The 23,539-nt window shown below is 61.5% G+C and carries 22 protein-coding genes, 1 tRNA gene and 1 riboswitch; of the genes, 5 read left to right on the top strand and 18 right to left on the bottom strand.

The window, feature by feature from the left end; translation table 11 throughout:
* Nucleotides 1-47: 47 nt before the first annotated feature.
* The 9 genes from ACR0I8_RS03400 to cbiE all read right to left on the bottom strand — a co-directional run bounded on the left by ACR0I8_RS03400 (nucleotide 48) and on the right by cbiE (nucleotide 8,593).
* The gene (locus tag ACR0I8_RS03400) at nucleotides 48-1,232 is read right to left on the bottom strand and encodes a CoA transferase (protein WP_170688945.1); all 1,185 of its coding nucleotides are present in this window, start codon (nucleotides 1,230-1,232) and stop codon (nucleotides 48-50) included.
* Complete coding sequence (locus ACR0I8_RS03395) at nucleotides 1,219-2,838, bottom strand: thiamine pyrophosphate-binding protein (protein ID WP_170688944.1); 1,620 nt, start codon at nucleotides 2,836-2,838, stop codon at nucleotides 1,219-1,221. The genes ACR0I8_RS03400 and ACR0I8_RS03395 overlap by 14 nt, the downstream gene beginning before the upstream one ends.
* Nucleotides 2,839-2,919: 81 nt before the next feature.
* Entirely contained in the window at nucleotides 2,920-3,378 is a 459-nt protein-coding gene (locus tag ACR0I8_RS03390; protein ID WP_170688943.1) for a DUF302 domain-containing protein, read from the bottom strand.
* A gap of 77 nt (nucleotides 3,379-3,455) precedes the next feature.
* Nucleotides 3,456-4,199, bottom strand: coding sequence for a precorrin-6A synthase (deacetylating) (gene cobF, locus ACR0I8_RS03385; RefSeq protein ID WP_170676623.1), 744 nt, complete (start codon nucleotides 4,197-4,199; stop codon nucleotides 3,456-3,458).
* Nucleotides 4,192-4,920 carry a uroporphyrinogen-III C-methyltransferase gene (gene cobA / locus ACR0I8_RS03380; protein WP_170688942.1) on the bottom strand — a complete coding sequence of 243 codons (729 nt, stop codon included), beginning with the start codon at nucleotides 4,918-4,920 and terminating at the stop codon, nucleotides 4,192-4,194. The genes cobF and cobA overlap by 8 nt, the downstream gene beginning before the upstream one ends.
* Nucleotides 4,917-6,245, bottom strand: a complete 1,329-nt coding sequence (locus ACR0I8_RS03375; RefSeq protein ID WP_480702736.1) for a cobyrinic acid a,c-diamide synthase CobB — start codon at nucleotides 6,243-6,245, stop codon at nucleotides 4,917-4,919. Before ACR0I8_RS03375 ends, cobA begins: the two co-directional genes overlap by 4 nt.
* A complete protein-coding gene (gene cobM, locus ACR0I8_RS03370) occupies nucleotides 6,238-7,032 on the bottom strand; it encodes a precorrin-4 C(11)-methyltransferase (RefSeq protein ID WP_170688941.1) in 795 nt (264 codons plus the stop codon). Before cobM ends, ACR0I8_RS03375 begins: the two co-directional genes overlap by 8 nt.
* On the bottom strand, nucleotides 7,029-7,397 hold the full coding sequence (locus ACR0I8_RS03365; protein ID WP_170688940.1) for a cobalamin biosynthesis protein: 369 nt from the start codon (nucleotides 7,395-7,397) through the stop codon (nucleotides 7,029-7,031). The genes cobM and ACR0I8_RS03365 overlap by 4 nt, the downstream gene beginning before the upstream one ends.
* Nucleotides 7,394-8,593: a precorrin-6y C5,15-methyltransferase (decarboxylating) subunit CbiE gene (gene cbiE, locus ACR0I8_RS03360; RefSeq protein ID WP_170688939.1), complete on the bottom strand. Its 1,200-nt coding sequence runs from the start codon at nucleotides 8,591-8,593 to the stop codon at nucleotides 7,394-7,396. The genes ACR0I8_RS03365 and cbiE overlap by 4 nt, the downstream gene beginning before the upstream one ends.
* Here cbiE and ACR0I8_RS03355 point away from each other — a divergent pair.
* A complete protein-coding gene (locus ACR0I8_RS03355) occupies nucleotides 8,592-9,356 on the top strand; it encodes a cobalt-precorrin-6A reductase (RefSeq protein ID WP_170688938.1) in 765 nt (254 codons plus the stop codon). The two genes, cbiE and ACR0I8_RS03355, sit on opposite strands and share 2 nt — an antisense overlap.
* On the opposite strand, the gene cobJ is transcribed toward ACR0I8_RS03355, so the two are convergent.
* From cobJ to ACR0I8_RS03320, 7 genes are read right to left on the bottom strand one after another with little or no spacing between them, the layout of a single operon-like run.
* The gene (cobJ, locus tag ACR0I8_RS03350; RefSeq protein ID WP_170688937.1) at nucleotides 9,329-10,081 is read right to left on the bottom strand and encodes a precorrin-3B C(17)-methyltransferase; all 753 of its coding nucleotides are present in this window, start codon (nucleotides 10,079-10,081) and stop codon (nucleotides 9,329-9,331) included. The genes ACR0I8_RS03355 and cobJ overlap by 28 nt on opposite strands.
* A complete protein-coding gene (locus tag ACR0I8_RS03345) occupies nucleotides 10,078-10,806 on the bottom strand; it encodes a precorrin-2 C(20)-methyltransferase (protein WP_170688936.1) in 729 nt (242 codons plus the stop codon). The genes cobJ and ACR0I8_RS03345 overlap by 4 nt, the downstream gene beginning before the upstream one ends.
* Complete coding sequence (locus ACR0I8_RS03340) at nucleotides 10,803-11,432, bottom strand: precorrin-8X methylmutase (RefSeq protein ID WP_170374179.1); 630 nt, start codon at nucleotides 11,430-11,432, stop codon at nucleotides 10,803-10,805. The genes ACR0I8_RS03345 and ACR0I8_RS03340 overlap by 4 nt, the downstream gene beginning before the upstream one ends.
* Nucleotides 11,432-12,571: a precorrin-3B synthase gene (gene cobG, locus ACR0I8_RS03335; protein WP_170688935.1), complete on the bottom strand. Its 1,140-nt coding sequence runs from the start codon at nucleotides 12,569-12,571 to the stop codon at nucleotides 11,432-11,434. Before cobG ends, ACR0I8_RS03340 begins: the two co-directional genes overlap by 1 nt.
* Entirely contained in the window at nucleotides 12,568-15,861 is a 3,294-nt protein-coding gene (gene cobN, locus ACR0I8_RS03330) for a cobaltochelatase subunit CobN (RefSeq protein ID WP_170688934.1), read from the bottom strand. The genes cobG and cobN overlap by 4 nt, the downstream gene beginning before the upstream one ends.
* 5 nt (nucleotides 15,862-15,866) lie before the next feature.
* Nucleotides 15,867-16,922, bottom strand: a complete 1,056-nt coding sequence (gene cobW, locus ACR0I8_RS03325) for a cobalamin biosynthesis protein CobW (protein WP_170688933.1) — start codon at nucleotides 16,920-16,922, stop codon at nucleotides 15,867-15,869.
* Nucleotides 16,919-17,299 carry a DUF1636 domain-containing protein gene (locus ACR0I8_RS03320; protein ID WP_170465764.1) on the bottom strand — a complete coding sequence of 127 codons (381 nt, stop codon included), beginning with the start codon at nucleotides 17,297-17,299 and terminating at the stop codon, nucleotides 16,919-16,921. The genes cobW and ACR0I8_RS03320 overlap by 4 nt, the downstream gene beginning before the upstream one ends.
* An 83-nt stretch (nucleotides 17,300-17,382) precedes the next feature.
* Nucleotides 17,383-17,586, bottom strand: a riboswitch (cobalamin riboswitch).
* Between the two features lie 26 nt (nucleotides 17,587-17,612).
* On the opposite strand from ACR0I8_RS03320, the gene ACR0I8_RS03315 reads away from it, so the two are divergent.
* Nucleotides 17,613-18,683 carry an NAD(P)-dependent oxidoreductase gene (locus ACR0I8_RS03315; protein WP_480702732.1) on the top strand — a complete coding sequence of 357 codons (1,071 nt, stop codon included), beginning with the start codon at nucleotides 17,613-17,615 and terminating at the stop codon, nucleotides 18,681-18,683.
* Between the two features lie 38 nt (nucleotides 18,684-18,721).
* Here ACR0I8_RS03315 and ACR0I8_RS03310 read toward each other — a convergent pair.
* Nucleotides 18,722-18,795 (bottom strand) — tRNA-Cys (locus ACR0I8_RS03310).
* Nucleotides 18,796-19,016: 221 nt separating this feature from the next.
* Here ACR0I8_RS03310 and ACR0I8_RS03305 point away from each other — a divergent pair.
* From ACR0I8_RS03305 to ACR0I8_RS03295, 3 genes are all read left to right on the top strand, one after another.
* Entirely contained in the window at nucleotides 19,017-19,670 is a 654-nt protein-coding gene (locus ACR0I8_RS03305; RefSeq protein WP_170688932.1) for a protein-L-isoaspartate O-methyltransferase family protein, read from the top strand.
* A gap of 94 nt (nucleotides 19,671-19,764) precedes the next feature.
* A complete protein-coding gene (locus ACR0I8_RS03300; RefSeq protein ID WP_170688931.1) occupies nucleotides 19,765-21,183 on the top strand; it encodes a TolC family outer membrane protein in 1,419 nt (472 codons plus the stop codon).
* A gap of 86 nt (nucleotides 21,184-21,269) precedes the next feature.
* On the top strand, nucleotides 21,270-22,025 hold the full coding sequence (locus ACR0I8_RS03295; RefSeq protein WP_480702730.1) for a hypothetical protein: 756 nt from the start codon (nucleotides 21,270-21,272) through the stop codon (nucleotides 22,023-22,025).
* Nucleotides 22,026-22,029: 4 nt separating this feature from the next.
* On the opposite strand, the gene ACR0I8_RS03290 is transcribed toward ACR0I8_RS03295, so the two are convergent.
* Complete coding sequence (locus tag ACR0I8_RS03290) at nucleotides 22,030-23,487, bottom strand: cobyric acid synthase (protein WP_480702728.1); 1,458 nt, start codon at nucleotides 23,485-23,487, stop codon at nucleotides 22,030-22,032.
* Between the last annotated feature and the right edge of the window lie 52 nt (nucleotides 23,488-23,539).

Raw genomic sequence — 23,539 nt, 5'->3', positions numbered from 1 at the left:
ATTCAAGGGCATGTTTCAGCAAGTTGCTGCCGAAACATGCAAGTGTTTCAATCTTCGAACGGGTTTTCAGCGCTTAAAATATCATCAGTATCGGCCCCGAAGACCGGTGGCGCATGCCGATATGTTACAGGCGTGAGCGACAGGTTGAGCGGATTGCCGATCAAATTCACCTCTCCCGGTTGGGCCTGCATGGCGATCTTCATCTGCCGCGCGGCGACCTGATCGGTGTCAAACACCTGATCCACCGTTTGCACCGGGCCGACGGGTACCTTGCGGGCCTCAAGCTCGGAAATCACGGTCGTCGTCGGGTGCTGTTTCATCGCCGGGCGCAGGATCGCGTTCAGTACGTCACGGTGCTCCAGCCGGGCTGGGTTGGTGGCAAAGCGGTCGTCGTCGGCAAGATCGGCGTGTCCGATGAACACGCAGAACCTGCGGAACTGGCTGTCATTTCCAACAGCCAAAATTACGTGTCCATCTGCCGTCTCATACACCTCGTACGGGACAATATTCGGATGTCCGTTGCCGCGCCGCTGAGGCACCTGGCCCGAGGTCAGGTAGTTTGTGCCTTCATTGATCAACCATGAGATCTGTGCATCCACCAATGCAAGGTCGATCTGTTGCCCTTCACCGGTCAGGTCGCGGTGGCGCAGCGCCGCCAGAATGCCAACGGTTGCGTACATGCCGCACATCACATCGGCGATGCCAACGCCCACTTTCATCGGCGCGCCTTCGGGGTCGCCGGTCAGGGACATGATCCCACCATACCCTTGCGCCATCAGGTCATAGCCGGGCTTGCTGGAGTTGGGGCCCGTCTGCCCGTAGCCGGAAATCGAGCAATAGACGAGGCCGGGAAGATCCTGCGACAAGCTGTTGTAATCCAGCCCGTATTTCGCCAGCCCGCCGGGTTTGAAATTCTCGATCAGGATATCAGCATGCGAGGCCAGCCGCTTGATCTCGGCTTGTCCTTCGGGTGTTGCAATGTCGATGGCAACAGATTTCTTATTCCTGTTGGCCGACATGAAATACGCGCTCAGGTCGGAACGGTTGCCCGCTTCATCCTCAACATACGGAGGGCCCCATTGCCGCGTATCATCCCCACCGGTCGAGGGGTTTTCGATCTTGATAACACTTGCGCCCAGATCGCCCAGAAGTTGGGTGCAGGTCGGTCCGGCCAGAATGCGCGACAGGTCCAGAACCTTTACGCCTTTCAGCGGCCCATTAGATTCGGCCATCATATCCTCCACGCTTGATCTCGGCAGCGATGACGGTGAAGCGGTCGGCTTTGACCGCCTCATCAAGTGCTGCACGCAGTTCTGCGCGGTTGCGGACCGTGTGTCCATAGCCTCCGAACGCGCGGCCCAGGGCGGCGAAGTCATGGCGGTCAAAATCGACCCCGTTGTTACCCATCTGCCGTTGGCGTTGTTTCAACTCGATCAGGGCGAGGGAGGCGTCGACAAAGACGAGAAAGATCGGGTTGCCGCCCATTTCGGCGGCAGTCGAAAGCTCTCCGGCGACCATCAGGAATCCGGCATCACCCGAAAAGCTGATCACCGGACGGTTCGGTTCCGCCAGTTTCAGCCCGATTGCCATCGGAACAGCGCAGCCCATGGTGCAAAGCGCCGAGGACTGGATCAGCCCGCGCGGTTCCGAACACTCCCACATCTGGCTGAGGAGAATGCGGTGCGCGCCGCTATCTGCTGTTGCCAGAGTATTCGCGGGCAGGGCGGCGCGGGTCTCGGCGATCACACCAGCTGGGCCCCAATCGTCATCCTGTGGGAAGGCTTCTGCCAATGCGGCTTTGACCTTCGCGGGTTCTCCGCCTGGCCAAGTGGCGCGGGCGGGGTTGCCTTTGGCGATGGCTTCGAGGGTCTCGCCGGTATCGGCAACAAGGTTCAGCCCGGCCTGATGCATGTAGTGATCATTGACCACGGCCGAGATATCGATCACGCGCGTTTCTTCGGGGTCCCAGATCTCACGCCAGCCGGGGCGCATTTCGATCGGGTCATAGCCCAGGCAGAGAACCAGATCGGCCTGTTCCACCAGCGGGACAAGGTGTTTGTCGGCCAGAGGGGACAAACCGGCACCGCCGAGACACAAGGGATGATCTTCGGGCACCACGCCCTTCGCCTTGTAGGTGGTGACGAAGGGGATGCTGAAATGCTCCAGAAACGCCTGAACCACGCTGCGTGAATCGTCGTAAAGGACATCCAGCCCGATGATCGCAATCGGACGCTCGGCTTCAGCCACCCAGCGACGGGCCTTGGACAGGCAATCGCCTTCGGGCGCCACGGCGGCAACCTTGGCCAGACGGCGGCGTTTCGTCGATGAGACGCGGGTATCCGCGACCGAGATCGGCACGTCGATATGCACTGGGCCGGGGCGGGGTTGATTGGCAAGCGACACCGCTTTGTCGGCGATGATATCTGCGCCCTCGGAGGTCAGGGTAAAGGTCCCTTTGGTGATCGAGCGATAAACTTGGCTGTGGTCCATGACCTGATGCGTGTAGGTCAGCGCCTCATCAGCGTCGACACAGCCGGTCAGCACGACCATGGGCACCCGGTCTTGCAGCGCGTTGGCAACCACGTTGATCCCGTTCATCGCGCCGGGACCAAGGGTTGCAACTAGTATCGCGGGCGCGCCGTCGCGGTGATGGACGGCTTCGGCCATGAAACCGGCTGCGTTCTCGTGTTTGGTCAGATGAAAGGTTATGCCGGCCCGTTCGAGGGCGTCCACCAGCGTCAGAACCTCGCCGCCTGGCATACCGAACGCATGGCGGCACCCTGCCTCATACAATCGTTGAGCCAGTAGATCCGCCGCGCGGGGAGAGAGGTCCTGCATCAGTCATGCTCCGAGAAAAAGATATGTGACAGCAAATGTCTGACACACTGGCAAGAGGCAAGCGGGTTCACATCAGTGTGACTATTTGACGGCTGTTTCCGCAATTGATTGAAACTTTTGGTCCAGTTCTGCGGCAATATCGGACAGGGCCTGCCCACCTTGATCCGCGTAAGGCTCAAACACAAAGCTGGGGGTTTTGTATGACAAACTCGCAGTGCCGTCGTCATTTTCGGTGACATACAGGCGAATCGGCGCCTCGATCATCGCTGCGGTCGAGGTTTCGAGTACCCGCACCGCATAGTCGTTGTTGAATACGCCGATCACGCGATTGCCCGGAATGGTGATCCCTCGGGCCGCCGCCGCTTTGGTCGGCCCGGCTTGAGTGACAACGATCAGCCCGTGTTCCTTGACGGCGGCCTTGGTGTCAGCCACCAGCGCGTCATAGGATTTCCCTGTGTCATGAACGGCCCATCCCGGCAGGGCCTGATCCGCAAGGGCAGGCGAGGCTAGCAAGTAGAACGCAGCGCAGATTGCTCTCATCACAGGGTCTCCGTGTTGTTGGTGCCCAACTAGAGCAGGTTTCGCCTGCCTGTGCATTCACATTTGCGTATGCGTCTTCAGAGTGACCGCTTTTGCAGCAGGTAGATATCCATGATCCAACCATGATCGGCTCGGGCCTGCGCGCGGGTGGTCAAGATGGTTTCGGCTACCTCATCTAGTGGGCCGTGGATCAGGATCTCTTCCTTCATGCCGACATAGGCGCCCCACCAGATATCGAACGCCTTCATATCCAGCGCTTGGAATGAACACTCGCCGTCTAGCATCACGGCCACCTTGGTGGCGTCCGAGGGCCAGCCTTCATCGCGGATGCGGCGGCCAGTGGTAACAACATAAGGCGCGCCGATATCGTTGATGGGAATGGTATGGGCTGCTGTCAGCGCTTGTAGCGCGGTAATCCCCGGAATCACGCGTTTGCGCGGTTGCGGGTCCAGCCGAGAGGCAATCCGAAGCGAGCTGTCATAAAGCGAGGGATCCCCCCAGATCAATAGGGCGATCTTTGAGGCCTCAGGATGTTCCGCCATCGCTTCTTGCCAGCGCAGTGCAATAGCATCGTGCCACTCGTCGACGCCTTGCAGATATCCGTCGTCCGAGCGGCGCTTGGGGATATCGAAATACGCGATCTGCGGAGGCATCTCAGTGACCTTGGCGATGATCTCCTCCCGCAGTCCGGCCAGATCGGCTTTGTTCTCACCCTTGCGCGGGATCAGGATCAGATCCGCCTCGCGGATTGCCTGCGCGCCTTGCAGGGTTACGTGATCGGGATTTCCGGTGCCAATTCCGACCAGGGACAGCTCATACATCCTCGAACTCCGCCAAGGGCCCATAGAGGATAAGGGCAGGGGCCGTTCCGATCTCGGATTTCAGCGTGTCGGCCAGCGCGCCAATGGTCGAGCGGTGCAGCTTCTGATCCGGTGTGGAAACGGATTCCGCCATCAGTGCAGGCGTATCCAGTGGCAGGCCGTTGGAGTGCAGGGCCTCGACCAGCAGCGGAAAGGTCCGTTTGCCCATGAACACAACGGTGGTCGCCGCAGCGTCCGCCAAAGCGGTCAGGTTCAGATCGGGGGGCAGTTGCCCGCTGACATCGTGGCCGGTGACAAACTGTACACGCCGGGCCGTCAGCCTGCGGGTCAGCGGAATACCGGCAGCGGCTGCGGCTGCGATGGCCGAGGGGATGCCGGGGATGATCTCATAGTCGATCCCGGCTGTACGCAGGGCGACGATCTCTTCCTCAAGCCGTCCGAACATGCCGCCATCACCGGATTTCAACCGCACGATACGTTGTCCGGTCTGCGCGTATTCCACGAGCAGGCGGCTGACATGATCCTGTTTCGGCGAGGGCCGCCCGGCCCGTTTGCCGACGCCCACAAGATCCGCATCCGGTTGCGCGTGGCTCAGAATGGGCCCGCTGCTCAGATCGTCGAACAGAACGGCGTCGGCCTTCTGCATCCGGTCCACAGCCTTCAGGGTCAGCAATTCCGGGTCTCCCGGACCGGACCCGATGAATGACACAAACCCACTCATGCCGAGGCCTCGGCGATGAGGTGAAAGAACGTACCGGTGACATTGCCACGGCGTGATCCGGTCTGCGGGCCTTCATCTCCTTCGGCATCGAACACGCGCGCCAGCGGTGCATCAGGCTGTTCGATGATCGAGGAATAGTGGAACTCATGCCCGCGCAGCGATGCGCCTTGCGCAAACCCCGGCATCGGAGACAGCAGTTCGGCCCGGCGATACCCCAGGTTGAACTTGCGCTTCTGGTACGAGGTCTGCAGCCCCAGCAATCCAGCCATCTGGTGCGGCACGCCCTCTTTGTCGATCAGAACCTCACCAAGGGCCATATAGCCACCGCATTCCCCATGCACCGGCTTGGTTTCCGCGTGTTTCCGCAAACCGGTCAGGAACGTGCCCGCGGCAGCCAAAGTGCCCGCGTGCAGCTCCGGATACCCGCCCGGCAACCAAACCAGATCGGCATCATCGGCAGGGGCTTCATTGGCTAATGGAGAAAACGGCAGGATCTCGGCCCCCGTCGCGCGCCATCCCTCCAAAAGATGCGGATAGGTGAACGAAAACGCCGCATCCCGGGCCAATGCGATTCGTTGCGCCGGAGGCCGCGGCAGCGCGGCTGACGATGGCCCTTTGGGGCCTGAGGAAGCCGCCAGTTTGATCGCCTCAAGGTCCACATGTTCCCGCAGGAAGGAAGCATATCCGACAATGGCGCTTTCCAGATCAGGATGCTCAACCGCTTGGATCAGCCCTAGGTGACGTTCCGGCAGAGTCAGGTCTCCGCGACGGGGCAATACGCCCAGAACCGGCAGGCCTGCACGTTCCATTCCCAGCCGCGTCAAACGCTCATGCCGAGGGCTGGCGCAGCGGTTCAGGATAACTCCGGCGAAAGGCAGGTCGGGGTTGTACATCTTGAACCCAAGCGCGGTCGCCGCCGCCGATTGGGCCTGACCGCCCACGTCCAACACCAGCACAACAGGCCAGCCCATCCGCTGTGCTGTCTCGGCGCTGGACCCATGCCCCAGCTCTCCGGGTTTGGCGACGCCGTCAAACAAGCCCATCGAGCCTTCGGCCACCACGATATCCGCCCCTTCGGCCTGATCCGAGATCGCGCCAAGCAGCCCGTCGCCCATCGCCCAACTGTCGAGGTTGAACGACGCCCGCCCCGCAGCCGCGCGGTGGAAGGCCGGGTCAATATAGTCGGGGCCGCTCTTGAACGGCTGTACTGTGAGGCCATCCTCGGCCAGCGCCCGCAACAGGCCCAGCATCACGGTGGTTTTGCCGGTCCCCGAAGAGGGGGCCGATATCAGAATGCCCGGAGGGTTAGTCATCGAGTCATTCATCCTCGGGGCTCCAGCTAGACCATGGGCTGTCCGCACTTTGCGGGCGATAGCGACGGTCATAGTCTTTTGAGTACAGGCAGCTTTCGTCGAACCCTTCACCTGCCAACGCAGGCCCGACAATGATCAGCGCGGTGCGCGAAATACTTTCATCCAGTGCGTCTTCGAGGGTGGCCAATGTCGCGCGGATGATCCGCTCATCCGGCCAACTGGCTCGATAGACGACCGCTACTGGGCAGTCCGCGCCATAGGCAGGGCTCAGATCGGCAATCACCTTGTCCAAGTTGCCGATCGACAGATGAATGGCCAATGTCGCACCAGTGCGGGCAAAGTTTTCCAACGTTTCGCCTTCGGGCATCGAGGACGCACGGCCCGGGGTCCGCGTCAGGATCACAGATTGCGCCAGGCCGGGCAAGGTCAGCTCGGTGCCCAAAGACGCCGCAGCCGCAGCGAATGAAGGCACGCCCGGGGTAACGCTGACGGGGATGCCCATATCTTTAAGTCGGCGGATTTGTTCACCCATTGCCGACCAGACCGACAGATCGCCCGAATGCAGGCGTGCTACATCCTGGCCGGCCTTATGCGCCGCATCGATCTCGGCCATGATCTGATCCAGATCCATGGGCGCGGTGTTGATGATCTTAGCGCCTTCGGGGCAGTGGCTCAGAATTTCTTCGGGCACCAGAGATCCCGCATAGAGGCAAACGGGGCAGGAGGCGATGATATCGCGCCCACGCAGTGTGAGCAGATCGGCAGCGCCCGGTCCGGCGCCAATGAAATGAACGGTCATGAGTGTCCTCCGATGGCAATGGCGCATGTCGCCAGCCCGTCGTCCGAGATATGTCTGGGTGAAAGAAGCCGCGCGCCATTCCCGGCGGCGACCAATGCGGATGCTTCGGCCACGCTACCAGTGCCATAGGTGGCGCGGCTGCGGTTCGAGCATGTCAGGGTGCGCTGCCCGGCCAGATCGGCTGCGGCAACGAAATGCAAGGGCAGGGCAAGGCCTTCTGCGAAACTGGCCAGAGCCAGGTGGCCCTCTTTGTCGGCAACGGTTGCCAAGGCTTGAACGTCATGATCAGCGGCAGCGGCGTCATAGGCCGCGCGCAGGCTGTCCACTGTTGCGCTTGATGAAAAGCCAAGGCCTGCGACGATCATAGCGTCACACTCCATTGCACGACCGGATAGGCCGATTTCCATCCGCGCCGAGAGCCGAGCGGTGCCGAGTGCGCAAGTTCAATCCGCAAAAGATCTCCGCCCAATTCTTCGTGCCAGCGGGCCAGCAGCGCTTCGCTTTCCAAAGTAACGGCGTTGGCGACCAAGCGGGCGCCTGATGGAAGGGCATCGCGCAGCCACGCCAAGAGATCGGCGCTGAGACCGCCTCCAATGAACACAACATCGGGCAGAGGCAGACCTGACAGCGCATCCGGCGCCGTACCGTGAACGACATTCAACCGATCTTGCCCCAACGCATCGGCATTGCGCCGGATGCGTTCGGCGCGATCTACGCGGGGTTCGATGGTTGTGGCCGTCAAGGTCGGATCACACATCAGCCATTCAATGCTGATCGAGCCCGTGCCGCCACCGATATCCCACAGATGCTCACCGCGTTGCGGGGCCAACGCCGACAGGGTCAGCGCACGGATCGGGCGTTTGGTAATCTGGCCGTCGGTCTCGAAAATCTCGTCGGGTTTACCCGAGGCCTTGGGGAAAACGCGCCCTTCGCCCGCAACCTCCAGCCCGACGCAGACCGGGTGATCGAACGTGCCCAGAAGCGCTTCGGTCAACGAGACCGAGCGCGCGCGTTCACGCGGGCCGCCCAATGCCTCCATCACGTGCAACTGGGTATCGGCGAACCCGGTCTCAGTCAGATAGGTCGCAAGCTCTGCAACGGCGGCACCATTGCGCAACAGGATGATCGCCCTTAGCCTCGGAGACAGGTGCGGTCGCAAACGCGTCAGAGGAGCGGCGTGAAGGCCAAAGGTCTGGGTACCCTCCAACGGCCACCCCAAACGCGCGGCGGCCAGCGAAAAGGTGGATTGGCCAGGTCGGGCGGTCCACTCGGCGGCTTCGAAATTGCGTGCAATCATCGAACCCGCGCCGAACCAGAACGGATCGCCCGAGGCCAGAACCACCGTCGCACGACCCCGAAGCCCGGTCAGGATCGGCAGACCGTCTGAGAAAGGCACAGGCCATTCGATCCGCTCAGCCCCTGTTTCGGGCACCAGTGACAGGTGCCGAGGCGGGCCCATGATGACCTCGGCCCGATCCAGCACTTGACGGTTTGCGGGCGACAGGCCATCAAGCCCATCTTCACCCAGGCCCAGAACGGTTAGCCACGGAGTATCAGACATGACCAACCCCCTGATCCCCAATGTGCTTATTCTGGGCGGCACGACCGAGGCGAACGCTTTGGCCAAAGCCGTTTCCGAACAGGGGCTTGCGGCGATATACTCCTACGCGGGACGAGTCGAGAATCCGCGCCCGCAACCCTCGCCGGTTCGGGTCGGCGGGTTTGGCGGCGTGCAGGGTCTGGTTGCTTATATCCGCGACAACGGGATCAGCCATGTGATTGACGCGACTCATCCATTCGCCTCGCAAATGAGCCGAAACGCGATTGAGGCCTGCCGTGCAGCGCAAACGCCAATGGCCGCGCTGACGCGACCCGCTTGGCGCGTGCAGCCCGGTGATGACTGGCGACACGTTCCCGATATCCCCGCCGCAGTTGATGCGTTGAACGTCGAGGCGCAGCGCGTGTTCCTTGCAGTTGGTCGGGTGCATCTTGAGGAGTTCTCTGCCCAGCCCCAGCATCACTATCTGCTGCGTCTGGTCGATGCGCCCGAAGAGCTGCCCTTGCTGAATGCCGACGTGGTTGTCGCCCGCGGCCCGTTTGCCGAGGCTGACGACCGCGCGCTGATGCAAAGGCACGGGACGCAGTTGGTTGTGTCCAAGAACGCAGGCGGCACGGGCGCGCGGGCCAAGCTGGACGCGGCGCGGGCGCTGGGCCTGCCAGTACTGATGATCGACCGTCCGGTCCTGCCGGAGCGGACCGAGCTGTCGACGATTGCACAGGTTCTGGACTGGCTGGCTCATTCTGGGGTGAACCTCGGGGTGTAGACGATCGGCGCGCCGTCGCGTTCGATCACGCGGGTGCGCGATGATCCGACAATGACCACCGTCTGCATATCCGCCATCTCGGGCGTGGCCTCGGCCAGCGTGGAGATCCGGATCGCTTCGTCCTCGCGCGACACGGCGCGCGCGAACAGGATCAGGCGCTCAGGTTCACATTCATCGCGCAGGATTTCCAGCGTTTTTACAAACCCTTCTGGCCGCGACTTCGAGCGCGGATTGTAAAAGGCCATGGAGAAGTCCGCCTGCGCCGCCAGACGCAGCCGCTTTTCGATCAGGGACCAGGGCTTTAGATTATCGCTAAGGTTGATGGCGCAGAAATCATGCCCCATGGGCGCGCCAGCACGGGCAGACGCGGCCAGCATCGCAGTGATACCCGGCAGCACATCAATCTGAAGGTTGCGCCATTCTTCAGGGCCGTTCTCCAGCGCCTCGAACACTGCAGCGGCCATCGCAAAGACACCCGGGTCACCCGAGGACACAACGACCACGCGCTTCCCCTCGGTAGCCATCTGCAGCGCGTGTTGCGAACGATCGATCTCAACCCGGTTGTCACTGGCATGCAGAGTCAGGCCGGGGCGTTCGGCCACGCGCGCGACATAGGGGATGTAGCCCACCACATCGGTCGCCTCGGCCAGCGCAGCGGAGACTTCAGGCGTGACCAGGTCTTCATTGCCCGGCCCGAGGCCTGCGATCTTGACCCAGCCGCTCATGGCCGTCGCCCTTGACCGTGCACCAGGATGATCGAGAAATAGGGGGTAATCCCCTCGCAATTTTCGGACAATTTGCAGACGCGTTGGTTCGGCATTTGCGCGTATTCTACGATCCACGCGCGGTCATACATTCCGGCGGTCTTGAGCGCGCGCTTCACCTTGTCGATATTGCGTCCAATCTTCATCACGACCAGCGCGTCAGTCTTCGCCATGCGTTCGGCCAGAACCTCTTCGGGTAGGGTGGCGGCAAGAACGGTCAGGATGTCGTCGCCCCATGTGATCGGATCGCCGGTTGCTGTCCAAGCGCCGGACATGCCGGTAATGGCCGGTACGACCTCGACGGGGGCGATGTCGCGCAAGCGGGTATAGAGATGCATGAACGAGCCGTAGAAAAACGGGTCGCCCTCGCAGAGAACAACGACGTCTTCGCCCTTCTCAGCAAGGGTTTTCAGATGCTGCGCGCAGTCCTCGTAGAACGCCGCCAACAACTCATTGTAGCGCGGATCGTTCAGAGGGATCTCGGTTGTGACGGGGTATTCCATCGGGAACTCCACCGCGCCTTCCGGGATCATACCGTTGACGATCTGTCGGGCCTGACCACTGCGGCCCGGCTTTCGGAAAAACGCCACGTGGCGGGCATTGCGCAGCAGGCGGTCGGCCCGCACGCTCATCAGGTCGGGGTCACCGGGGCCGAGGCCAACGCCATATATCTTGCCGGCGCTCATTCGGCGCGGCTCGCGATGGCGTTGATGGCGGCGACGGTGATGGCGCTGCCGCCCAGACGGCCTTTGACGATGCAGGACGGCACCGGCTGCGCCTCCCATAGGGCGTCCTTGGATTCGACCGCGCCGACAAAGCCCACGGGGCAACCTATGACGGCGGCGGGGCGCGGGCAGTCAGGGTCTTCCAGCATGTTCAGCAGGTGAAACAGAGCCGTCGGCGCATTGCCGATAGCGACCACAGCGCCCTCAAGATGCGGGCGCCACAGCTCAAGCGCCGCCGCAGAGCGGGTGTTGCTCATCTCTGCAGCCAGAGGGCGCACGCGCTCGTCATGCAGGGTGCAGATCACCTCATTCTCGGCGGGCAGGCGGAACCGGGTCACGCCTTCGCTGACCATACGTGCGTCACACAGGATCGGTGCGCCGTTTTCCAGCGCGGTACGCGCGGAGGATACAAAACCGGGTGAGAAATGGACGAACTCTTCCAGCCCGACCATGCCAGCGGCGTGAATCATCCGAACGGCGACCTGCTCTTCATCGGCCTCGAACCGGGCCAGATCGGCCTCGGACCGGATGGTTGCAAAGCTTTCCTTGTAGATCGCCGCGCCGTCGGTTTCGTAAGTGTATGGCATCAGGTGAAGTCCATCGTCATCAGTGTTTCGGGGTTCAGCCCGCGCAGGATTGGCTCATCCCCCGCACGGCCCTGTTTGACAAGATCAAATCGTCCGTTCTGGCCGACTAAAGTCACATCCGCGGGGCCCATCCGAGCGCACCCTTTGGAACACCCAGAGACATGAAGGGTGCCGGGTACAAGTGGGGCCAATTCGCGCGCGATATCGCGGGTTTCCGCTTGCGCCTGCGGGCATAACGGAGCACCGGGGCAGGCGTCGGTGGTCGTCAGCGGGTCGGTGCCGTCCGTGACAAAACCCGGTGCAGGTATCGCCGCCCCGCCTTCCAGCAGGATCAGTCGCCAAGGGGTGACACGCAGGGCAGAGGCACCGCTGTTGCGGATCAGCGCGTGGAGCTCATTTGCGGGCAATTGCCCAAAGGCTGCACCGTAGAGGCTGCCCAGATCGCAAGCCCTCGGTTGCAACGACGCGCCAATTTGTCCGGGGTCGCGGCCCTGCCATTCCGCAGGCAGACCAAAAGCCGCCACGGCCCGGGCCATGCGGCGGGTGTCTGGTGTGAAGACCTCGGCAAACCATGTGGTCAGAGCAATCAGGTGACTAATAGCCTCTGCCTCCGAGACGACACGTCCTGTCTGAGCCCCATCTGCGCGCAGGATCAGCCCATCGGCGGAACGCTCCACCCGGATATCGGCCGAGTCCGCCGCCAGCAGGCGCTCTGGTCCCGTGTCGATGGCAAAGCCGAACTTGGCCGGTAGCGCGGGCAGCTCACTCAGACGGTCGATCAATTCCTGAGTCAGCCGCGCGGTCAAATCGCCCGGCAGGTAAAGCGGTGAGACCAGAATGTTGCGCCGGACCTCAATGCCCGGCTCCACATCCAGCAGTCCAAGCGCGGACAGTTCGGACAGCAATGCCTGGTGTTCACTTTCCTGCACGCCGCGCAACTGCAGGTTCGCACGGTTGGTCAGGTCGATTGTGCCGTTGCCGAATTGCTGGGCCAGTTCACACAAGCCAAGCGCTTGTGGCGCGGTCAGCCGAGCCAGCCGAGGGCGCACGCGCACCACCAGCCCATCCCCAGACATCATCGGTCGGTGGGCGCCGGGGCACCAACCTTGGACGACTGGTTTTGGGGTGGGCGCGCTCATCCCAGCCCCTCCAGATCCGCCCGGATCGAGTTGCGCCGCGTATTCCACAAACCGGCATCCAGCAAGGCGCGGAACCGGTCCTGCATGGCCTGATGGGCCTGCGGATTGGCCTGCTGCAGGAAGGCATCCACATCTTCATCGCCCAGTGTGGCATCGTGGTAGAGGTCGAACAGATGCGGCGCAACGGTGCCCGACAGATGCGCAAACGAGGCCATGTGATCCAACGTCGCCGCGATCTCGGCCGCGCCCCGGAAGCCATGCCGTTGCATCCCGGCGATCCAGTCCGGATTGGCAGCGCGGGCGTGGACGACGCGGCTGATCTCTTCCGGCAAGGTGCGGGCGCGAGGTTTTTCGGGATTGGTATTGTCCAGATGATACAGCTGCGCGGTCCCACCCGTGGCCTTCTTGGCGGCGGCAAAACCGGCCTCGTGCGTGGCGTAGTCATTGGCCAAAAGCAGGTCTGTCTCGGTCAGGTCCTGCAGGTGAACAAAACTGTCGGCATGCGCCACGCGTTGGGTGATGCCCGCCTTGTCCTGAACGATATTCTCACCCTCCAGCGCAAAAGAGCTGGCCTCAAGCCATGCCTCACCCGCCTGTGCGCGCGCCTCGTCGGTGTACACTTCGGACAGTTGGGTCATGTTAACGCCATAGCTTCCGGGAGCGGGGCCGAACACGCGGGCCGACGGTGCCTGACCGGCATAGGGGTTCCAGTCGGTCGCCTCATCCCGCGCGGTCAACGCGCGGATGGCCTGACCGTAAAGCGCCGAGAGGGTTGGGAAGACGTCCCGGAACAGGCCCGACACACGCAGCGTCACGTCCAAGCGCGGGCGGCTGAGATCGGTGATCGGCAGCACCTCGATCCCCGAGACTCGTTCCGAGCCTTTGTCCCAGACCGGTTTCACGCCCAGCAGGTGCAACGCCATGGCGAATTCCTCGCCTGCCGTGCGCATCGTGGCCGAGCCCCACAGGTCTACTATTAGCCCCTTGGGATAGTCGCCTTCTTCCTGAAGGTGACGGCGGACCAGTTCCTCGGCCAGTTTGACGCCTTGGGCGTAGGCCGCCCGCGTGGGAACCGAGCGGGGGTCGGTGGTATAGAGGTTCCGCCCGGTCGGCAGAACATCCGAGCGACCGCGATAGGGGGAACCGGACGGCCCGGCCTCGATCCGTTTCCCGGCCAGCGCGTCGATCAGAGCGTTGCGTTCCGCATGGGCCGAAGGCGCGGGGTCGAAAGTACCGGGAACCTCAGGCGCACGGCCATAGATATGCAGCCCGTCGCCGAACTGGCTTTCTTTGATATCGCAGACAAAGCGGTCGATGCGGGTAATCGCCTCGGCGGTGCAGGTGGCCTGATCGAGACCCAGATCGCTTTCCAACCCGATGGCTTGTGCCTCGTCGCGGATATTTTCTTGCAGGCGGTCACGGCGTTTGGGATCAAGCCCGTCTGCGTTCGAGAACTCATCAAGCAGAGACTCCAGACGTACCATACGATCTGGGGTGCCGCTTTCCTTCATAGGGGGCGGGATATGGCCCAGCGTCACGGCCCCGATCCGACGCTTGGCTTGCGCGGCCTCGCCTGGGTCGTTGACGATGAAGGGGTAGATCACTGGCAAGTCGCGGATCAGCGCCTCGGGCCAGCAATTCGCCGACAGAGCAACGGACTTGCCCGGAAGCCATTCCAGAGTGCCATGCGCGCCGATATGGATCAAAGCGTCTGCGCCCAGCCCCTTGCGCAGCCACAGATAGAAGGCGACGTAGCTGTGACGCGGGGTGCGAGACAGGTCGTGATAGTCGTCATTGCGCAGCTCGGGTGTGCCGCGTTCGGGCTGTAGAGCAACGAGCGCGTTGCCTCGGCGCAGGGCGGTGAAGTGGAACGCGCCTTCAGTAAAAACCGGGTCGTCTTCGGGCTTGCCCCAAACGGTTTGGAGATCGGCCCGCAGTTGCTCAGGCAGGTCAGCTAGGGCTGCCTGATAATTTTCCAAAGACCATGAAATGCGCGCGTCCAGCAGGGTTTTCGCAATCGGCTCAGCCGGTGCGGTGCTGTAGCCCTCGGCCTGAAGATCGGCCAGCATCGCCTCGGCCGAGGCCAGCGCGTCGAGGCCCACCGCATGCGCCATTTGCCAGTCCTTGCCGGGATAGGTCGACAGCACCAGCGCGGGCACTTGATCTACCTTGGGCTTGTCATGCAGATTCAACCAGCCGGCGACGCGGTCGATAATCGCTTCGATCCGCTCTTGCTCAGCCCGGTGGGCAAAGCGGGAATATTCCAGATGCGGATCGCGCTTGCCAGGCTCCTTGAACGAGGCAATGCCCGCCGAAATACGCCCGTCCACTTCGGGCAGCACCACATGCATGGCGAGATCGGCGGGGGAGAGGCCGCGTTCCGCCTCGGCCCAAGCCTTGCGGCGGGACGTGGCGAGGGCCATCTGAAATACCGGCACGCCCGCCGCGTCCAAAGGGGATGTACCCGACGAGCCTTTGCCTGAGAAGGAGGTGGCGTTGATGATCGCCGAAGGCTTCAGAGCGACGATGTTGTCACGCAGCCATTCAGCGGCGGCAGGTGCTTTGAGCGAGGGCGCGAATAGGCCCACCGCCTCGAACCCGCGACCCCGTAAGCTGCGGATCACGGCGGCAACAGGGGCGGTATCTGCCGAGGTTAGATAGGCGCGATAGAACGTGACGACGATACGTTTTGCGTCGTCCGAAAAGGCAGTTTCAACCGGAATCACGCCGCGATCAGGACACCACGCGCCAGATTCGGGCAGGGTTTTAGCCCCCATAACCGGGCCGGCATAGAGCCCCGCCGCCAATGCCATCTGCGCCAAGGCGGCCTGCGCTGCGACTTCACCGCCGGTGTCGCAGAGATGTGCCAGACGCCGCAGGGTCGAGACGGGCAGGGTGGAATACTCATCCAGCCGCGTATCCTCACGCCCGTCGGCGGGCAGGACGGCCAGCGCGATCCCCTTGGCCTGCGCAAGTGACAGAACTTGCTGCAGCCCGTAGGCCCAGTAAGGCACGCCGCCAATCAGACGGATCAGAATGCCCTTGGCGCCCTCCAGCGTCTGTTCCACATAGGTGTCGACTGACAAAGGGTGCTTCAACGCCGTCAGGTTCGCCAACCGCATCGTGGGCATACGCCCATCCGGCCCGCCACCGCGATGCCAGCCCGCCGCGAAAGCGCCAAGGTCGCTGTCCGAGAAGGACAGCACCACCAAATCCGCCGGGCTCTGGCCCAGATCGGTTGGGGTTTCTGTTTCTTCTAACCCGTGGCTTTCGCGGAAGACGACGTGCATTGGTCTTACTCAGCGGCCTCGGTGACACCAGCGAGGATATCGCGGATTTCTGCTTCTCTGATGTCGTCATGTTCGGCGATCACCACCATACGCGAGCGGCGGTCTTCACCGGGCTCCCACGGACGGTCATACTGGTGACGCACACGAGCACCCACGGCCTGAACCAGCAGGCGCATAGGCTTGCCTTGAACGGCGGCGTAGCCTTTGACGCGCAGGATGTTCAGCTCAGTCGCCAGACGTGCGATCTTGGCGACCAGTTCGGCAGGGTCGGACTGTTCCGGCAGATCAACGATGATACTTTCGAAATCGTCATGCTCGTGATCGTGGTGACCGTCGTGATGCGATGGACGGGCGTCCATGTCATCTTCAGCAGCCGCTTCCAGACCAAGAACAACGCGGACGTCCACGGCGCCTTCGGCCACTTCGACAACGGGTAGCGGGCGAGGGGCCTCGGCGGCGATGATCTTTTTCGCTTCGGCCACGCCTTCGGGACCGGCCAGATCAGGCTTGGTCAGCAGGATGATGTCGGCGCAGGAAATCTGATCCTCGAACACCTCGGACAAGGGCGTTTCATGGTCGATCGAGTCATCGGCCAGGCGCTGAGCGTCCACGGCTTCGACATTCGGCGCAAAGCGACCAGCGGCGACAGCCTCGGCATCGGCCAGCGCGATCACGCCATCGACGGTGATTTTCGATCGGATATCGGGCCAGTCGAACGCCTTCAGCAGCGGCTTAGGCAGGGCGAGGCCGGAAGTTTCGATCAGTATGTGATCAGGGCGCGGCTCCAGCGCCATCAGGGCTTCGATAGTCGGGATGAAGTCGTCGGCCACGGTGCAGCAGATACAACCGTTCGCCAGTTCCATGATGTTTTCCGCCGGGCAATCGGGGATGGCGCAGGATTTCAGGATGTCGCCATCGACGCCAACATCTCCAAATTCGTTGACCACAACGGCCAGACGCTTGCCCTGCGGGTTCTGCATCAGGTGTTTAACCAGAGTCGTCTTGCCCGAGCCCAAGAAGCCAGTGATCACGGTGACGGGGAGTTTTTCCAAGTTGCTCATTTCAGGGCTCCAATCGGGGGAATGCGGGCTGCGCAGTTTTTGCGGAAATGTTCAGGGCGCTCACGCCATTTGACCAAGCCGTCCTCGGTCGCGAGGTACTTGGTGGCGCCGTCAACGATCACGTCGACATGGTCGGTTTCGTTCAGGTGCTCATAGACGAAGGTCCAGCGATCCGGGCCGCCGCGCAGCACGATGGAACAGCCCTCGTTGCAGTTCGACAAGCATTCCACGGCTTTAAGGGTAATCCCTTCCGGCAGCTCCGCCTGTTCAAGCGCCTTGTGCAACAGGGTGCCGGGGCGTTTCGCGTCGTCTTCAACGGGCAGCCCGCGACGACAGGTGGTGCAAACCAGCAATTCGACCGGAGCGGTCTCGGTCATGTCTCTCATCCCCCCAAATCCTCATCGTGGGGGACGGGGTTTCATGCGGGTCCCTTGACCCGACACCGGAACACCCCGTCCGGTTTCATCTTCGGGCGCTGGCAGGTCTCCCGGCTTGCGGATGTCAGAGGCGTCCTCTGTCGGATGTCCCGCCTTCCCGGCTTTGCGCCAGTGGCTTGGGCACCCTCTCCGGTCACGGTCGCGGGGGCGGCTGCGTTTGGCGGAAAACCCGTTGACGCATTCCCTTTTCATCTGTTCTCACAGACACCAACATGAGGCTCATGCGGCACGCACCCGCAGCTTGTCAAGCGCGATGCAGCTCAGACCGCTGCGGCACGTTGAAAAGCGACCTGCCAGCGTCGCTAGGCGGCATGAACAGGGCGCTGATGCATGGTCGCATGGCCTCAAATCGCAAACGGAGGCGAAATCCATGAAAGTAGGTTTTATCGGGCTTGGGAATGTGGGCGGCAAGCTGTCAGGGTCATTGCTGCGCAATGGAATCGACCTGACGGTTCATGACCTGAGTTCCGATCTGGTTGAGGGTTTTGTCGCGCAGGGGGCCAAAGCGGCTAAAAACCCGGCCCAGATGATGCGCGATTGCGATGCCGTGATAACCTGCCTGCCGTCGCCAGCGGCCTCGGACGCGGTGATGCAAGAGATGTTGCCAGAGGTTGGTCCAGGTAAGATTTGGATGGAGATGTCCACCACCGACGAGGCTGAGGTCAAGCGATTGGGGGCATTGGTTCTGGAGCGCGGAGGGGCCGCAGTCGATTGCCCTGTTTCGGGTGGCTGTCACCGCGCGGCGACGGGCAATATCTCGATCTTCGCTGGCTGCGATCGCGATACGTTCGAGCGTATTTTGCCTTTCCTGACCACCATGGGGCGGCGCGTTCTGCACACCGGAGAGCTCGGCTCGGCCTCGGTTCTGAAGGTACTGACCAATTATCTAGCCACGGCCAACCTAATCACTTGTGCTGAAGCGTTGGTCACCGCCAAGGCCGCCGGGATGGATTTGAACACCACCTATGAGGCCATCAAAATCTCGTCGGGGACATCGTTCGTGCACGAAACCGAAAGCCAGGTGATCCTGAACGGTTCGCGCGATATTTCGTTTACGATGGATTTGGTGAAAAAGGATATCGGCCTGTTTCAGGACGTCGCCGACCGCGCCGGTGTTCCGCTGGAAATCAATCCGGTGATGATCAAGATATTTGAGGATGGCATCGCCCGGTTTGGCGAGCGTGAGCTGTCGCCAAACATCATCAAACGCCTTGAAGAGGCCACGGGTTTGGACATCCGCGCACCGGGTTTTCCTACGGAAATGCAAGACGATGAGCCGGAAGAACCAGGGTACGAGGTTGTGCCTCAGGGGCGTTCCTCCTGAAACTGATTTCCGGAGGCGGTATTTAGAGGAAGGGGATGTGGAGGCGAGTACCGGAATCGAACCGGTGTACACGGATTTGCAATCCGCTGCGTCACCACTCCGCCAACTCGCCTTTTCAAGTAAAATCAAATACTTGCCGTGGTGTGGTGGGCGTTTTAACAGCTTTCATCGGGGGCGTCCAGAGGATTGGCGCCGATTTTGGGCAGCAAATCAATATTTGTGGGCGGCCGGTTTAAACGGATCGTGAACAAGGCTTGCGGCATCTGGGCCGTTGTCGAGACAGGTCGAGTGTGGCACAAGCCAATTATCCAAGGGATTGAAAAGAGAGATCAGATGTCAGATTTCGCAGCCCGGCGCCGCACCATGGTTGATACGCAGGTACGACCCTCGGATGTGACCAAGTTTCCAATCATTGACGCGATGCTGTCCGTTCCGCGTGAAAGCTTTGTACCGACCGCACAGCGCGAAGCGGCCTATGTCGAAGGGTTGATCGATCTGGGCAACAGCCGCTGCATTCTTGAGCCGCGCACTCTAGCCAAGATGTTGGATGCGCTGAATATCTCGAATGACGAAATCGTCCTCGATATCGCGTCGGCCTACGGGTATTCGACCGCCATCGCCGCTCGAATGGCGCAGCTGGTGGTGGGTGTCGAATCCGACGAACATCTTGCGTCCGAGGCGCAAAGTGTGTTGACCGAAGAAAACGTCGACAATGCCGTCATTCATGTCGGACCTCTGGAGGACGGGGCGGCAGAGCATGGCCCTTATGACGTGATTATGATACAAGGCGGTGTCGAACAGGTGCCCGACGCGGTGCTGGACCAATTGAAGGATCAGGGCCGGATCGCCTGTCTGTTTGTGGATGGACAACTGGGTACAGTTCGCATCGGTCACAAGGCCGGTGGTGTGGTCAGTTGGCGGGATGCCTTCAACGCCAGTGCGCTGGTTTTGGACGGTTTTTCCCAAGAGTGTGCATTTTCGCTATAGTCCGCTGACTGTTGTTTCCACCACCTTGATTAGTTGAACATAAAGACGCAAACTGCCGGAGAGGCAGCGTAATTTCGATTTGAGAGGATTTGGTATGCGTGGAAAGACAGCGGGAAAGCTGGTCAAAGCGCTTGCAGTGACTGCGGCCATTGCCCTGAGTAATGTTCCCGGACGGGCCGTCTGGGCTGACAATCTGACAGATGCGTTCATCGGAGCGTATAACACCAGCGGTCTGCTGGAACAGAACCGAGCCCTGTTGCGGGCAGCGGACGAAGACGTGGCAATTGCGCTTTCCGCGCTGCGCCCGATCATCAACTGGACGGTTCAGGTCAGTCAGGATTACACGAGAACAAGAACTGACTCCGTCAGAACAAGCACCGACCCGTCGCGATTCTTCTCGGGCTTGACGCTCAGCCAGCTTTTGTATGATGGCGGGGCATCGGTGCTGGGCAAGCAGTCCGCACAGGAAACGGTTCTGTCGACGCGCCAGTCGCTGATCGATATCGAGCAGCAAGTTCTTTTCCGGGCCGCAACCGCGTATCTGAGCGTCCTGCTGCAAGAAGAAACGGTCCAGATTCGGCAAAACAACGTCGATCTGTCGAGCGAGGAACTTCGGGCCTCGAACGACCGCTTCGAAGTGGGTGAAGTCACGCGGACTGACGTGGCTCTTTCTGAGGCGCAGCTGGCCAGTTCGCGCGCGGATCTTGCGGATGCCAGAGGGGATCTCAGCACCGCTCAGGCCGAGTATGTTAATGCGGTCGGCAAGTTGCCGGGGCGTACGGCTGGGCAGCCGGGGCTTCCGAACCTCCCACGCTCGCAATCCGAGGCAATCAGCCTCGCGCAACGCAATCACCCGGCGATTCTATCGGCTCAGCACCAGGTGCGGGCGCTGGATTTGATCGTGCAGCAACAACGCGCCAACCTAGGGCCCAATGTCAGCCTGAACGCGGATGCGGGTGTGACGCAGCGATATGACAATGATGATTACATCAACGACGCGACTGTTTCGCTGAACTTCAACCAGCCGATCTATGCGGGTGGTCGTCTTGCGGCCAACGTGCGTCGCGCGATGGCAACCCGGGACTCTTCGCGGGCCAATCTGCTGAATGTGCAGAAGAACATCACTCAGGGCGTGACAGACGCCTTTGTGCGGTTTCAGACGGCCACGGCCAGCCTGACGGCCTCGACCGAGCGGGTTCGCGCCTCGCAAGTGGCCTTTGACGGGATTCGCGAAGAGGCAACGCTGGGCGCGCGGACCACGCTGGACGTGCTGACCGCTCAGCAGGATCTTCTGGATGCGCAATTGGCCGAGGTCGCCTCGCGCACCGAACGGTCTTTGGCAGCATACCAGCTGCTGCAGGCGCAAGGTCTTCTAACGGCTGAACGTCTGGGGCTTGCGGTGCAGATTTATGACCCGACGCTGTATTACAACCTGGTCAAAAAGGCTCCGGCGCAGGTCAGCAAGCAAAGCAAGGATCTAGATCGCGTTCTCAAAGCGTTGCGGCGGGACTGATCTATACTACTGGTTGTGACGCCCGACGTGTTTGGCTACACTTGGTCTCAAGAATAGAGCGGTAGAGAACAATGTCGGATAGCGTCATGACCTCAGGTATCGAGGATGTACTGTCGTCGGTAAAACGACTGGTGAGCGAAGACGGTCGCAAAGTGTCGGATGACGATACTGCGACCGCTCCACGCAAGCCGGGCAGATTGGTCTTGACGGACGCGCTGCGCGTTGGTGACGCGCCAAAATCCGAACCCCTGAAACTGGAACCCAAATACAGTCCCGAGGATTCGGCCAAGCCGATGCTCCTGCGGGCCTGTGATATTGTTCAGCCGGGCGACGCAGCCAATCACGATGGTGCTGAGGAGGTCGGCGACGAGACCCCGTCGGAAAACCTGTCCGGTAGTCTGAGTGCTAAGATCGAAGCCCTTGAGGCCGCCATCGCGCGAACCGAGGACCAATGGGAGCCGGACGGAGACAGCGACGACGCCTATTCCGGCACGCCCTCGAAGGCGCTGCATTGGATACCTGCGCCCACCTTTGAAGACGAGGATGCCGAGGATGTGGATGCGCCCTCAGGCGAGGCGGATGCTGCGACAGAAGAACCGGCGACATTCGTTCGGCATGGGGACACTCCTAAAGCAGACCCAGTGGAAGACGACGCGCTTGGGGAAACGATCGAGGACGAGATCGGGTTGTCTGCGTCCGAGGAGGAGGCCTTGCGTGAGATGATCGCCGAAGTTGTCCGGTCCGAGCTTCAGGGCGCGTTGGGGGAACGTATCACCCGCAATGTCCGCAAGATGGTCCGGCGCGAGATTCACCGTGCGCTGACTGCCAAAGAGCTGGAATAGAAGCTCAGGCCCGTTGCGGCGTCTGAGCAAGCTCCAGCAGCAGATCCAGATCCATATGCTGTTCAAGATGGTCTGCCAGATCATCCAGCGCCTGTTCGACTCCGTCTTCATAGGCGTTCTCGGATGTGACACCCAAACGCGATAGGTATTGCGCGCGGAAGGCATCGGATGAGAAAATCCCATGCAGATAGCTGCCCAGAATGCGCCCATTGGCACTGGCTGCTCCTTCAGGGCGTCCTTGCACCTCAAGCCAGGCACGGGCGCAATCGGGCCCTTCGGTCCGGCCCATGTGGATTTCGTAACCGCTGACGGGTTCGCGATTGGGTAGGGCGCAAGCCTCGGTCAGGGTCACGTGTTTCTTACCGGCCATGACCGTGTCAACGTCCAGCAGCCCAAGGCCCTCAACCGTGCCGGGGCGGCCATCCACGCCTTCGGGGTCTGAAATCGTCTTTCCCAGCATCTGATACCCACCGCAAAGGCCGAGCACGTGACCACCACGGCGCACATGCGCGAATAGGTCGATATCCCAGCCCTGCTTCCGGAAATAGGCTAGATCACCGATGGTCGATTTGCTGCCGGGCAATAGCACCAGATCGGCATCGCCGGGCAGGGGGCGGCCTGCAGGAATGATCTCGACACTGACGCCGGGCTCAGCCGACAGAGGGTCCAGATCGTCGAAATTGGCCATGCGCTCCAGCTGAGGCACCACAACCTTGCACGCCCCGCCGGTATGAGAGCGGATGTCCATCATATCTTCGGCGGGTAGTTTCCAGGCGTCGTGGAACCAGGGCACAACACCCAGGCAAGGCCAGCCGGTCCGCGCGGCGATATCAACGCGCCCTTCATCAAACAGAGATACATCGCCTTTGAAGCGGTTGACGGCAAAGCCACGGATCATCGCCAGATCGCCCTCGTCCAGCACGGCCTGAGTGCCCACGATTTGCGCAATCACACCGCCCCGGTGGATATCGCCAACCAGCACTACTGGAACCCCGGCGGCGCAGGCGAAACCCATATTGGCGATATCACCTTTGCGCAGGTTGGTCTCAGCCGGGCTACCCGCGCCCTCGATCAGGACCAGATCAGCGTCGCCGCACAGCCGGTCAAAGCTTTCGAGCGCGGCCCCCAGCAGTTTGGATTTGTCCTTGCGATAGTCGCCCGCCTTCATGGTTCCGGCACGCTGCCCCTGCACGATGATCTGCGCGCCGGTGTCCGTTTCGGGCTTGAGCAGGACCGGGTTCATATCCGTATGGGTCGGGCGTTTGGCTGCGCGCGCTTGCAAGGCCTGTGCGCGTCCGATTTCACCTCCGTTTTCTGTCACAGCCGCGTTGTTCGACATGTTCTGCGGCTTGAACGGGGCGACCCTCAGACCGCGCCGCGTGAACGCTCGCGCCAACCCGGCAACCAGAACCGATTTGCCGACATTGCTGCCGGTGCCTTGAATCATGATGGCGCGAACCATTGGCGTCTCCTATATGTTGGGGGCAAATGACCTGATTTGACACCAAAGGGAA

The sequence above is a fragment of the Ruegeria sp. BG9 genome (genome assembly GCF_056538305.1).
Note: the sequence above shows the minus strand (reverse complement) of the source record. Positions and strands in the feature narration are given on the sequence as shown.

Coding starts and splice junctions, on each gene's coding strand:
- ACR0I8_RS03365 (WP_170688940.1), bottom strand. CDS start 7,397: ATGATCGTCGCAGGCCTTGGCTTTTCATCAAGCGCAACAGTGGACAGC.
- ACR0I8_RS03340 (WP_170374179.1), bottom strand. CDS start 11,432: ATGCCATACACTTACGAAACCGACGGCGCGGCGATCTACAAGGAAAGC.
- cobG (WP_170688935.1), bottom strand. CDS start 12,571: ATGAGCGCGCCCACCCCAAAACCAGTCGTCCAAGGTTGGTGCCCCGGC.
- ACR0I8_RS03355 (WP_170688938.1), top strand. CDS start 8,592: ATGACCAACCCCCTGATCCCCAATGTGCTTATTCTGGGCGGCACGACC.
- cobW (WP_170688933.1), bottom strand. CDS start 16,922: ATGAGCAACTTGGAAAAACTCCCCGTCACCGTGATCACTGGCTTCTTG.
- ACR0I8_RS03375 (WP_480702736.1), bottom strand. CDS start 6,245: ATGAATGACTCGATGACTAACCCTCCGGGCATTCTGATATCGGCCCCC.
- ACR0I8_RS03390 (WP_170688943.1), bottom strand. CDS start 3,378: ATGAGAGCAATCTGCGCTGCGTTCTACTTGCTAGCCTCGCCTGCCCTT.
- ACR0I8_RS03290 (WP_480702728.1), bottom strand. CDS start 23,487: ATGGTTCGCGCCATCATGATTCAAGGCACCGGCAGCAATGTCGGCAAA.
- ACR0I8_RS03315 (WP_480702732.1), top strand. CDS start 17,613: ATGCAGCTCAGACCGCTGCGGCACGTTGAAAAGCGACCTGCCAGCGTC.
- ACR0I8_RS03320 (WP_170465764.1), bottom strand. CDS start 17,299: ATGACCGAGACCGCTCCGGTCGAATTGCTGGTTTGCACCACCTGTCGT.
- cobJ (WP_170688937.1), bottom strand. CDS start 10,081: ATGAGCGGCTGGGTCAAGATCGCAGGCCTCGGGCCGGGCAATGAAGAC.
- ACR0I8_RS03400 (WP_170688945.1), bottom strand. CDS start 1,232: ATGGCCGAATCTAATGGGCCGCTGAAAGGCGTAAAGGTTCTGGACCTG.
- cobM (WP_170688941.1), bottom strand. CDS start 7,032: ATGACCGTTCATTTCATTGGCGCCGGACCGGGCGCTGCCGATCTGCTC.
- ACR0I8_RS03395 (WP_170688944.1), bottom strand. CDS start 2,838: ATGCAGGACCTCTCTCCCCGCGCGGCGGATCTACTGGCTCAACGATTG.
- cobA (WP_170688942.1), bottom strand. CDS start 4,920: ATGAGTGGGTTTGTGTCATTCATCGGGTCCGGTCCGGGAGACCCGGAA.
- cbiE (WP_170688939.1), bottom strand. CDS start 8,593: ATGTCTGATACTCCGTGGCTAACCGTTCTGGGCCTGGGTGAAGATGGG.
- ACR0I8_RS03295 (WP_480702730.1), top strand. CDS start 21,270: ATGACCTCAGGTATCGAGGATGTACTGTCGTCGGTAAAACGACTGGTG.
- cobF (WP_170676623.1), bottom strand. CDS start 4,199: ATGTATGAGCTGTCCCTGGTCGGAATTGGCACCGGAAATCCCGATCAC.
- ACR0I8_RS03345 (WP_170688936.1), bottom strand. CDS start 10,806: ATGAGCGCCGGCAAGATATATGGCGTTGGCCTCGGCCCCGGTGACCCC.
- ACR0I8_RS03300 (WP_170688931.1), top strand. CDS start 19,765: ATGCGTGGAAAGACAGCGGGAAAGCTGGTCAAAGCGCTTGCAGTGACT.
- ACR0I8_RS03305 (WP_170688932.1), top strand. CDS start 19,017: ATGTCAGATTTCGCAGCCCGGCGCCGCACCATGGTTGATACGCAGGTA.
- cobN (WP_170688934.1), bottom strand. CDS start 15,861: ATGCACGTCGTCTTCCGCGAAAGCCACGGGTTAGAAGAAACAGAAACC.